We start from the raw sequence: 12821 nt of genomic DNA, 5'->3' as shown, positions 1-12821 counted from the left end.
GTTAATTTTATTTACATATTTTACTTCTGGCAACATCGGCTTCAACGCATCCATATTGAGTGGCCATAGTTAAATCGCTACATGGACTTTTTCCCATTTGAAATAATAACAAAGCCTTTAAATAATATAACTCTCCATTGTTAGGATTTCTAGCTAACGCGGCGTTCAAATCCTTTAATGCCAATTCACTTTTACCTTGCTTTGCCAATAATATTCCCCGTTTCTGTAAATAAAGGGCTTCCTTAGAATCGTATCGAATTGCTAAATTAAAATCGTTTAATGCCGTAAGTGTATCTTTTAAATGCTCCTCGCATTCAGCTCTTAAACAATAGGCTCTTGCATTGCATTTTTGTCTGGTAATTACTTGATTTAAATCCATTAAAGCCAAATCAAATTTTTTGATTCGATAATAAATAAGAGCTCTGGTAAAATATGATTTAGCCGATGAACGCAATTGTATGCTTTTTTGAATAGCTTGTAATGCTTCTCGCGTTTCACCTTGGCGCAAATGCAAAACACTTTTATTTCTCCATGCCTTGAAATTTCCGGGTTCTACAAATATCGCCCAAATCATATGTTCATTAGCCTTCTCATATTGTTTCTCATTCATGTATGCGGCTCCTAAACTGTAATGCGCAATCGCTGATTTTGGATAATCCTCAACCACCGAGGTCCAGAATTGAATATTATTTAACCAAATATTATTACGTTGAATACTAAGAAAAATAAAAAATAAAGCAACAGTGGTACTAATGCCAATAACAATATGATTTCCTATTCTCTCAAACTTTTGAAACAAAAAATAAAAGAATGGAAACCATATCCCTATTCCTGCAATATATAAGTAACGGTCAGCCATTAACTGTTCTCCAAATTGAACTAATTGCAAAACAGGTAACAGGTTTACCAGAAAGAACAATAGGCCACCGCACAAAACATGCCAATCATTTTTGAATGAAAATAATATAAGCATGATAAAAGCAATGGCAGGTAATAAACATAACCAATGTATAATCGAAAGTTCTGGAGGAAAAGGATATATAACAGAAAGCTGAAGGGGTAATAAAAGATGGTACACGTATTTTACCAGAGCCAATGATGCAAAAACAATATTATCCCATCCAAAACTATTGTGGTGTTGCAAAAAATGAACTTCCTTTTGCGCTAATAAAGTGACCAGAGCAATAGGAATTCCTACTAATATTAAAGGAATTTTCTCTAAGTAAATTTTAATTTTATTAAGCGGACGTTTTAACCAAATATCTACCGCAAAAAGTGTAAAAGGCAAAGATAAGGCGGTAGCTTTACACAGATAAGCCATTAGACCAAACACAGTTACCCATATAAGCAATGAATTTTTATTGGTAAATACATAAGTAAGATAAACATGCATTGATAAAAAGCAAAAAAAAGCATTCATACTTTTATTGCGAGCTGAAATCCATGCAACACTTTCCGTTTGAACCGGATGAATAGCAAAAAATAACGCAATAAAAAAAGCAAGCCATTTATTTTCCTGTATGCGAGAAAAAAAAAGAAACACAAGCACAACAGTCCCCGCATGCCACAGTAAACTTTGTAAATGATATACAAAGGGAGCCGTGCCCCCAAGTACATGATCCAACGCGTAAGTTAAAATAGGTAAAGGCTGATAATTTCCCAGATAATGTCTACTAAACCACAACGGTAACATTTTTAAATGCAGGCCTCTCTGGCAGTCTCTAATATTAAACACGTAATCTAAATCATCCCAACTGATGAAGTCAGCTTGCAATATTTTTGTATATGCAATAAGCAATGCCCCAACTAACAACACAAGATGTAAAGTTGTTTTTTTGCTATATACGCTTAAAGAACTCACAACACAAACGTATATATCTTAGGTCATTATGTTGCGACCAGATGTAAATTAGAACATACCAGATATAAGGTCGGAATGTGCTTATAGGTTTTAAAAAAATAATCGATAAACATTATTCCGCCATAGCACGAGAAATAAGCGAGCGGGTTAAAAAAGCTTTAATCCCGAATTAAACTAAAACTCCCCTTTTCTCCTTTAATCTCAATTTATTCTTAATTTTTCCAAACTTTTGGCTACCTGTTTTTCACTAGGAATTTGCGCCATCTGTATTCTACGCGCATATTGAATCGAATCTAAAATCTCCTTTTGCTTCTCTTCCACTAAATACTTTTGACATTCCACTTCTGTTTTTTGACTTTCAATGATGCTCTTTTGTTTTTGGGTAACTTTAAAGCGGTTATACATAAAGCCTGCAAAAATCATGACCAGACCTAAACCGCCAAACAAGGCGTACTGCTGATTATTTTTGGCAGAAATTTCCGCTTTCTGTTTTGCCAATTCTGCATTTTTAATTTCACTTTCCTTAGAATGAGCTACTGAATCGGCGGCTGATTTTTTTTCGAATTCATATTTAAGTTCTGAACGCATATTGGCTTTTCTGCTGGTTTCATTATTTACGCTATCCCGCATCTTTATCTCCAACTCATACATTTCTAGGGCTTTTTTATAATTGCCACTTTTTTCATTTACAAGCTTTTGTATGCGAGCTACAGCCCCAATTGTTTTTGGAAATCCGATTTGCAAAGCGTACTTCATACTCTTATCCGCAAGTTGCTCTGCCTTATCGTAATTTCCTAAATCCATATAACTTACGGCCATATTATTTAATGCACTGCTTAAATCATCGTACATTTTCAACTCTTCCAGCATTTTCACTCCTTTTTGATAAAACTCAATAGCCTTATTCGGCTCTTTTTTTATTTTATAAATAGAACCTACGTGTGAATAAAACAAGGCCTGTCCTTTTTTATCGTTTAACATTTCCGCCAATAACAAACTCTTTTTATAACATTCTTCGGCCTTTTCATAATCTGCTAATTGTAAATAGATAGTACCTAAGTTTAAATAGGTAGCGCGAACTCCTATTCCATTATTAATTTCTTCATTCAGCTTTAAACTTTTCAAAAAATACGCAAGCGCTGTGTTTAAATCTCCTTGGCTATGATGAATACCTCCTATATTGCTATTCGCATAAGCCATACCGATCAAATCATTTGTTTTTTCCTGCAAATTCAAAGCTTGAAAATAACAATCCAATGCACGAGCTGTATTGCCCAAACTTTTATAAATATAACCCATGTTATTTAAGGTAAGTGCTGTTCCTTTATAATCTTTCAAATCATTTTTAATGGCTATACTTTGCTGATAATAATCAAGAGCCTCCTTCATATTAAATTGTTTCAGTTCCAATGTACCCAATTCACCTAAACAAAAACCTATACCCTTTTGATAATTGATTTGCTCACAGATTTCAATGCTTTGTTCATGAAATTTTTTTGCCGCTTCAATTTCATTTTTCCCGGAGGCCAGTAAACCTAAATTAGACAATGCGATGGCCTGAAAAGTTAAATATATTTTTCTTTCTCTGGCGCTCTTCGCCAATGGCAAATTATTTTCCGCTAACTTTTTTAATTCATCATTGTAAAACGGCCACTCTTCTTCTGATGCTAATTCGGTTAAGCTATTTAATATTATACCTCTAACCGTATCATGCGTAGCACTTTTTAACTGCTTTTTCAATGAATCGATTACAGGATCCTGAGCCCATGCCTGTAAGCCAATTACAAACCAAAGGCACAAGAGCATTGGCACGTGACACGATATAGTGATGGGTTTTTCTCTCATTTGGGTGTGTTGACCTGTTTCCAAAGCCAATTGCGTGAACAATATAAGAAGTTTTACAGAGTTAAATAACATTGAATATTCACTATAATTTAACTCAAGTCAATAAACTAATATAATTATACAGCTCTTTTCGCAGAACCTTCCAATCCTGAGAAGAAAAATATAAAAAAACTCTGAAAGTTTTTTTCTTTGTCAGGAACCTTAAATAGGCTTAGCATATGACAATTGTTTTTTTATTGTTTATAGCGAATTAAAGTACTGGTCGTGACTTCAAAACTTACAACTTAATAAACTCTACTCTGCGATTGTTGGCTTTATCTTCGACGGATTTGTTTGGGTTAATTGGTTTGGATGCTCCAAATCCTTTGGTTTCTAAACGAGCTGCATCAATGCCCAATTCTACTAAAATTCTTTTGACTTCCGCGCTTCTTTTTTCTGAAAGGGTTTGATTGGCTTTTGCTTCTCCATCACTATCCGTGTGTCCTTCAATGCTGAGTTTTAGCGTGGCATTTTCCTGCAACATTTTGGCCACTTCATTTATCACACCCATGGATTCGGGTTTGATGGAACTTTTACCGGTATCAAATAAAATGCCGCGGGTAATTATTTTTCCGTCGGCCATTAATCTTTTGTACAAAGGCATGCCTCCTTCGGCCAGACGAATATTTTTTATGATGGCCGGATTTCCGTCTTTCACCCCAAAACTTAAAGCGGAAATAGAAAATTTAGTAGGCAAATCTCCCATATCCGGTATGTTTAATACTTTTTTTTCATCAAAATAAACTTTCATTTTTTTATTATTAAAAGCAATGGCTACATGATGCCAACCATCTGCTTTTTGCGGATTGTTTTCACCGGAAAATGATTTAATACTTATTTTTTGTCTTCTGATATCCAGTTTGCCGATTTTATCAAAAACCACATAAAAGGCTTCGTTATACTTATTATAAAAAAATAAATCAAACTCAATGGTAAATTGCACGGGTAAAAATGCCGGCGTTTTCATGTTAGGCATAATTTCCGCATTCGCCAGATAAGCAATTACATAATTGCTGTCCTTTTTCATCACTTCGGCCGATCCATAAATCAATTTCCAGCGGGAAGGAAATTCACCAACAGTTTCATCATGAATATTATCTTCAAAAATAATTTTATCACCGGGTATAAAATCGTATTTAGCGTAAAGTTTTATATCCGCTTGCCCAAAAACTCGACTTACTAAAAAGAATGCGAATGAGATTAGAACTAGTTTTTTCATGATATGTTTTTTTAAAAATAAATTAGTGAATCATTATTCTTTATTATTTATTCAATTTGGTTTCCTAAACTCCTGCCACCATCCTTTGAATCAAGACAAAACCATTTAAAATTGTTTCAAATTTTTGCTTATTCTGAACTACTGTAAAACTTTTTTTGTTTTAAGTTAAGGGTTCCATAAAATCGAATTTGTATTTTATTTATTTAAAGTACAGAAAATACGAGACAGGTGTCTCTAAAATTTTATCACCATAAATAATAAGTTGTTCAATTCTTACATTTTCCCCTAACACTCACTTTTTCAGTATCTTACATTTATAAAAACTAAATCATCGATAGATTATAACCGCTTATTCCTTATAAATTACCATTCATCTAATTATTTCGCCAATTACACCTGTAGTAATTAAATTAGTATTTCTTACAGATGTAAGATTTATTTGATTTTCAATATATGCGATTTTTTATACTCCTTTCAATTTTTATCTCCAATTTACTAATAGGGCAAACTAAAACAGCCATTGCCAATGGTAATTGGAATAATCCAAGCAGATGGAGCCCTACAGGTGTGCCAACAGCAACTAATGATGTGGTGATTCCCAGCGGTAGAAGAATTAATATAAACACCAATGCCGCATGTAATAATTTAACTATTGGTGGCGCTACCGGATCAATGGCTCGTTTGAGATATACCGGAAATACAGCCAGATCATTTACAGTTAATGGCAATATAAGTATTAATTCAACCGGAAGATTTCAAACCAGAAATAACTCCAACGCAATTCACACACTTGTTGCAGTAGGAAATATCACTAATAATAATCGCTTGGATTTAGTTGCCGACAATAATAGTTGGGTGCGAGCTCGTTTTATTCGTAACGGTTCTCAAACATTAAGCGGAATAGGAGCAATAACTGAATTTAGCGTAATTATTTTGGAAATGGGAAATAATGCAGCGAATATTTTAGATGTAACCTGTACGGTATTTACGGTTCCCAATAATTTTCTGCAGTTAAACAGCGGTACGTTCAGATTTTCTTCCGCAGGAAATTTCAGTTTAAATCCTTACTCCGGTACATCTAATATTCCGGGCAATGCCGGCTTGTGGAATAATTCGGCTACTTCAACCATTACAGCCGGTAACAGCATGACCGTGCAGGGCAGATTAGTTTCCACTAATGGTGTTTTAAATATTGGTAATGCTGCGGATGAAAATTTAGAATTAAGTGCGGGTACTTTGAGTATTACAAACGGCGCATTAAATATAGCAGGTCATTTATCAACGGGTTCTATTCCCGGAATTTTCAGTCAAAGCGGAGGCACTTTAACAGTACCTTTTATAAATTCAACAAATACCAGCATTGCCCCAGTAAATATTACTACCAGCGGATTTCAATTTAATATGTCGGGTGGATTATTTTTAATTCCCCGTGAAGGAGGAAGCGGAGCTCAGGATTTGGGATTTACCAATACCGGAAGTACTTCGGGTAGTATAACGGGCGGCACCTTGCAGCTGGGCAACAGCAGTTCCCCATCCAATCAAACCATTAGCATTAATTCTACTTACAGTGTGCCTAATTTAAATATTAGCAGCGCAAATGTAGTTGCTAAATTAGTAAGCAATTCACTGCCAGTAGTGCAGGATATCAATATTTTCACCGGGACTTTAAACGCCAATAATTTGGATATTTCGTTAGGTGGAAACTGGAATAGAACACTTGGATTTTTTATAACCGGAAACGGAAAAGTTCATTTTAATGGAACAGCACCTCAATCTATTTTTGCAACAGTAACCGAAACGTTTAACACTTTAGAATTTTCAAACTCCGGTGTTAAATCATTTTCAACGGCAATATTGGCAAATACAAATTTTTCCATTAATACAGGTGCTAATGTAGACGTAACTGTATTAAACCAATCACTAACCATTAATGGCAATTTCATCAATAGTGGTTCATTTAACGCGCAAAACGGTACCGTATTTATGAATGGCCCTTCCCCTATTATTGGAGGAAGTGCCGTCACTAATTTTAATAATCTTACTTGCAATAATACAAATGGAATCACACTTCAGTCAGCTGAAAATTTAATCAATACCTTAACTATTTTAAACGGAACACTTAACACTAACGGTCAGCAATTTACCTTTCTATCATCAGCTAATAATAGCGCAAGGTTAGCTTCTTTAGCCGGCTCAGGAAATATTATTGGCAATGTAACTGTACAACGATTTGCACCGGGGGGATTTACAGGCTGGGCCTTGCTGGGCACACCCATTTCCGGTGGATTAACTTTACAAGATTGGGATGATGATATTGTCATCTCCTGCCCTACTTGTCCGGATGGTGAACCTCCTGGGGGATTTCTTTCTGTTTATTCCTATGATGAAAGTGTAAACGGCACCTATGATAATTTTGCGGCCTATATTCCGCTTTCAGGCATTACAGATCCAATTGTGAATACAAAAGGTTATTGGGTGTATTTAGGAGATGGTTTAATAAACACCAATAATCTCATTCTGGATGTAACCGGATCACTCAATAAGTTTAATGTGAATATCCCTATCACTTATAATAGTTACGGTTCGCAGGATGACGACGGATGGAATTTGATTTGTAACCCCATGCCTTCGCCGATTAGCTGGACCGCCTTACGAAATGCAAATCCGAATATTGAAAATGCATTATATGCTTTTAATGCTGACTTAAATGGAGGAACCGGCGGAAGTGCCACTTTTATTAATGGAATAAGTTCGCCTGCTGTTGGTTCCGGTGGAATTGGCGACGCAATTCCAATCGGACAAGGATTTATGATTCACTTAACCGGTTCAACTACTTTAGCTGCAACAGAAGCGATGAAAGTAGCTGGAAATCCTACTTTTTTAAAAGCAGCTGCGCAAAATACACCTACATCTTTAGTGCGCTTGTTTTTAAACGGTCCTTCTAATTTTAAAGATGAATGTGTGCTTTATGAGCAAAACGGTGCAAGCAATGCTTTTGAAAACATGTATGACGCTTATAAATTACCCGGACAAGATTACAATGCACCAACTATTTCACTACCTGCGGCTAACAAATTATTACAAGTAAATGGTATTGCTCCAATTGTAGGTACTTTCACTACAGAATTAAAAACCTTAACCGGGTATAATGGCACTTATACCATTAGCTCTGATGGATTTAGTTCATTTCCTTCCGGAGCTTGTGTTAACTTGTACGATAAATTCACAGCAAACAATATAGATTTAAAGCAAAATGATTATGTTTTTCAATTGGCCGATACTACCAGTGTTTCCAGATTTATTTTATCCATTACCATCAATTCCTTACAAGTAAATACAAACGTAACACAACCTCAGTGTAATAATTTGTCAGTTGCAAATATTACGGGAGTTGGAACAAACAGCGGTCCTTGGAATTATTTTTGGAAAAATCAATCGGGACAAATTATTAAAACCAGTTTAAATAAAGAATCAGCCGATACCTTAAGCGGTATAAGTTACGGTACTTATTCATTGGAAGTGAATACAGTTGGTCAATGTGATAATAATTATTCCAGTCATGTAATACAAAGTGTTATTCCAATTCAATCTGAATTTATTTGTCCGGAGGGTAAAAAAGCCGGAGAACCTGTTTTCTTCAGCAACCAAACCATGTATACTTTAAATAATACCTGGAATTTTGGAGATAATAGTCCGCAAAGTACGGTATTTTCACCCACGCATACTTTCACAAATACAGGCATCTATGCTGTGAAGTTAATCAGTACCAGTCCAACCGGATGTATTGATACCATTATAAAAAATATTACTATACAAAGTATTGATGTAGGGCTTCATTCAAATAACACCATAGCTGAAAATTGGAAGTTAGAATCTCACAAAAACAAAACATTTATTTTAAAAGCGGAATTAAGCGGAACGAACGATATTAATTATGAAGTAAGAGACGGTTTGGGCAGATTAATTTTAAACAATCAATTAAGTGCAAGTGGTAAAGTAGAGCTTAATATTAATTTAAGTAATTATGAGCATGGAATTTATTATTTGCATTTACATCACGGCGGACGAACGCAATTATTTAAGTTAGCTGTAAATTATTAAATCCCGGTTATTCGTATTTAATCCAATAATTTCTGACGGAGCATAAATTCTAACTGTTCGTTAGTTAGCAATACTTTTTTATTAAAATCATCCTGAGCTTTTTTAATTTGGTAAACCTGAAAGGAATCCTGGATTGTTTTTTTTAACTCCCCCTCATTCCATGGTTTTTCAACGTACCTGAAAATTCTTCCGGTATTCACAGCATCTTTTAAAGCTTCAATATCAGCAAAGCCGGTTAATAAAATGCGCACCTGATCCGGAAATTTCATTGCGTACTTAGCAAGCAATTCTGTTCCCAATGCTTCGGGCATTCGTTGATCCGTAATGAGCACATGAATTAAATTATTATCTAAAATAGTTTCAGCCTCTTTAGCAGATAATGCCGTAAAAATATTAAAATCACGGCGGAAAGATGCTTTAAAAGCAATGAGGTTATTTTCCTCATCATCAACGTACAAAACATTTATTTCCTCTTGCATAATTAGAATTGAATTTAATGCTTATTTAAAAAGAACTCACAATTAAAAATTAATTATCCACTTTTTTTTTTGCAATTTATTTATTAATAAATTAAATTTAACCGAATACGTCGTTATTAACGATAAATGGGGTGCATTTTAACTTATTAATCATTTAAATGTAAGATTTTGGAAGAATTTGACAAAAAAATCAAAGAATTAAAAGAAATCGGAATGTTAAAAACAGATTCGTTTCGTCCTCTTTTTTTTAACATTCGTGATTCGGTACAAAAATCGCAGCTGCTTGAAGTATTAAACACACCCGGATTAGAAGTGGTGGATTTTATATACGGACAGCTAAAGGAATACATTAAACTAAAACATCCATCGGTTAAACTAACAGTAGATGAAATTGATTTAAAAGTCAAAGAACATCTTGGCAAAACCAGTTTAACAGAATATGGAGTTTGGGTGTATTATCCCTGGAACAATAAATTAATTCACATACTTGATCGTGATGAATATATTTCGGTTAGAACAAATAGAAATCATTACAAAATAACGCCGGATGAAGAACAGTTATTATTTAAAAAGAAAATCGGTATTATAGGATTATCGGTGGGTAAAGCAATTGCCATGACTATTGCCACTGAAAGAATTTGCGGAGAATTGGTATTGGCAGATTTTGATGAAATAGAATTATCCAATTTAAACAGAATACAAACCGGTGTCCAAAATTTCGGAATAAAGAAAACAATAGTTGTAGCGCGCGAAATAGCCGAGATTGATCCTTATTTAAAAGTGACTTGTTATCACGAAGGATTGAGTGAAGAAAACATCGATGATTTTTTTAGCAAAGACGGAAAGCTGGACATTTGCATTGAAGTTTGTGACGGTTTACTTGCCAAAATCAGAGCCAGACAAAAAGCCAAACAATTGGGCGTTGCCGTGGTAATGAATTCAAGCGACCGGGGTACAACAGATATTGAACGATACGACTTAAATCCTAAGTTACCCATATTGCATGGATTAATTGATCATCTGGATTTGGAGAAACTTAAAAATGCAAAAACCAATGAAGAAAAGGTTCCGTATTTGCTGCCCATGCTGGGTGTTGAAACCTCCTCTCCCCGACTTAAAGCATCGATGCTGGAGATAGAACAAACCATTACTACCTGGCCTCAATTAGCGAGCGGCGTGGTATTAGGAGGAGCCATATGCGCTGATGTTTGTCGAAGAATTTTATTAAATACTTTTAAAAATTCGGGAAGATATTTTTTGGACATTGAAGATAACATCAATAATGAGAAAGAAGATTTTATCACATACGCTAAAAGAATAAAACCTAAACAAACAGAACAAATTCCAAAAACTGAATTAAAGGAATTTGAAAACGACTTAAAAGAAATTAAAGCTCAACTGTCCAAAAATCAGGTAAACGATTGTGTTGATTTAAGTAAAAAGGAAATTGAGGAGTTGGTAAGTTTAGCCATTACGGCTCCTTCCGGCGGTAATATTCAGCCTTGGAAATGGCATTATACTAATAAACACATTCTGCTTTTTAATGATCCAAGACGTAGTAAAACAATACTTAATTATAATAATTCGGCAAATTTAATTTCTTATGGAGCAGCTCTGTATAATTTATTACTAGCTTCACTAAAATTAGGTTACCATTTAAATTGTAATATTTTTCCTATTGGTCAACAATCAAATTTAATTGCGTCAACTTATCTTACAAAAAGTAGTAATAAATTAAGTGAAACAGAGCAATCTTTATTTGAAGCTATACCAAAAAGAATCACTAACCGAATAATAGATTTTAATCAAAATTTAGTTCCTGAAGAAATTTCCAATTTAAAAATGGGACTTAACTTTAACAAAATAAAGTTTAAAATTATATCGGATAAACAAGCATTAAATTCCGTTAAGGAAACTTTAGGATCAATTAATCGACTTTTTTTACTCACCAAAAATGGGCACGCACAATTCAATAATGAAATCAGATGGTCAGAAGATACTGCCATGCTAACTAGAGATGGCGTAGAATTAAAAACGATTGACCTTACTCCTACCGAGCAGGCGGGGCTTTATGTTTCAAAAGATTGGGAAGTGATGAATTATTTAAACAAGTGGAATTTAGGCAACGGATTATCTAAATTAATTCACAAATCAATCGATTCCTGTTCGGCCATTGGCGTATTAACTGCATACGAAACCACAGGTTATTCATTTATTGAAGCTGGAAAAACACTTCAGCGTATTTGGTTAAATGCTACTTTATATAATATTAGCTTACAACCTATATCTATATCAACATTTTTATCATTACGAATTAATGATAATCAAAAAGAAGGAATAGAAGATATTTATAATGATTTAAAAGTAGAAACTAACAGACTTAGGAATATATTTCAGTTACAAGAAAACGTACATGCCTTATTTATTTTTAGACTTTATAAAACGGAAAAAGTTACCGCTAAATCTTTACGCTTACCTATTGAGGATGTATTGATATATGAATAATTTTGGTAAAAGTAAAATTGAACTTTTTGTGTTCAGGGCTATAGATGAGCCTGACTTATGCCAAGCATATTTAGCGGGGCATAGAAAAGTATTAGCTGACTATGGAATTCAAAATGTAACAACAAATAATACAGATTGGTTATACAATCCTTTTATCTATTGCACACTCGCCAAATTTACAGAAACCGATGAATATATTGGTGGAGTCAGAATTCAAATTGCAGACGGCAAAATCCCATTACCAGTTGAAGCAGCTGTCGGATATATGGATGAGCGCATCCACCAGCGTGTAATGGAACATGCTGTACAAGGAGGAATTAGTGAGTCTTGCGGATTGTGGACGGCTAAATCAGTTAAAGGCTTTGGAATTGCTCGCTATTTAATGTGGGCATCCGTTTCTTCTGCCAATCAATTAAAATTTACCAAAATGCTGGGCATTTGTGGTTGGCATACCCTTCAACTTTTTAGTGAAATAGGTTTTGTAATTGACAAATCACTAGGTAATAACGGTGATTTTTTATATCCAACAAAAGAACATATTGCTAATGTAATCGGAATTTTAGATGCAGTTTCATTAAAAAATTCTGCTAAAAAAGATTTCGATAACATGATATTATTAAGAAATAATTTAAAGCAAACAATAACTGAAACTCACAATAATTTTAATTTAGTGATTCAATTTAATACACGTTATACAAATATAACCGAAGGACCTAATTTGACTAACACAAATTACAACCTGGAAGAAATAAAAAAAATTTGTAAAAAATAA

7 protein-coding genes are annotated in these 12821 nt (G+C 34.2%); 3 read left to right on the top strand and 4 right to left on the bottom strand.

Annotated features, from left to right (window positions below; all coding sequences use genetic code 11):
- Positions 1-7: 7 nt before the first annotated feature.
- The 3 genes from IPM51_04825 to IPM51_04815 form a co-directional block, all read right to left on the bottom strand.
- The gene (locus tag IPM51_04825; GenBank protein ID MBK9283626.1) at positions 8-1861 is read right to left on the bottom strand and encodes a tetratricopeptide repeat protein; all 1854 of its coding nucleotides are present in this window, start codon (positions 1859-1861) and stop codon (positions 8-10) included.
- A gap of 201 nt (positions 1862-2062) precedes the next feature.
- The gene (locus tag IPM51_04820) at positions 2063-3706 is read right to left on the bottom strand and encodes a tetratricopeptide repeat protein (GenBank protein ID MBK9283625.1); all 1644 of its coding nucleotides are present in this window, start codon (positions 3704-3706) and stop codon (positions 2063-2065) included.
- A gap of 277 nt (positions 3707-3983) precedes the next feature.
- The gene (locus IPM51_04815) at positions 3984-4964 is read right to left on the bottom strand and encodes an OmpA family protein (protein ID MBK9283624.1); all 981 of its coding nucleotides are present in this window, start codon (positions 4962-4964) and stop codon (positions 3984-3986) included.
- Positions 4965-5417: 453 nt separating this feature from the next.
- Between IPM51_04815 and IPM51_04810 the strand changes: the two genes are divergently transcribed.
- Entirely contained in the window at positions 5418-9065 is a 3648-nt protein-coding gene (locus tag IPM51_04810) for a hypothetical protein (GenBank protein MBK9283623.1), read from the top strand.
- Between the two features lie 17 nt (positions 9066-9082).
- On the opposite strand, the gene IPM51_04805 is transcribed toward IPM51_04810, so the two are convergent.
- Positions 9083-9544 (bottom strand): response regulator, encoded by a 462-nt coding sequence (locus tag IPM51_04805; protein MBK9283622.1) that lies wholly within the window; start codon positions 9542-9544, stop codon positions 9083-9085.
- A 168-nt stretch (positions 9545-9712) separates the two neighbouring features.
- Between IPM51_04805 and IPM51_04800 the strand changes: the two genes are divergently transcribed.
- Together IPM51_04800 and IPM51_04795 are read left to right on the top strand one after the other, a co-directional pair.
- Positions 9713-12049: an Rv1355c family protein gene (locus IPM51_04800; GenBank protein MBK9283621.1), complete on the top strand. Its 2337-nt coding sequence runs from the start codon at positions 9713-9715 to the stop codon at positions 12047-12049.
- Complete coding sequence (locus tag IPM51_04795; protein ID MBK9283620.1) at positions 12042-12821, top strand: hypothetical protein; 780 nt, start codon at positions 12042-12044, stop codon at positions 12819-12821. Before IPM51_04800 ends, IPM51_04795 begins: the two co-directional genes overlap by 8 nt.

This window comes from Sphingobacteriaceae bacterium (assembly GCA_016715905.1).
Taxonomy (GTDB): Bacteria; Bacteroidota; Bacteroidia; order B-17B0; family Aurantibacillaceae; genus Aurantibacillus.
This window is presented reverse-complemented; position numbering and strand designations above follow the sequence as displayed.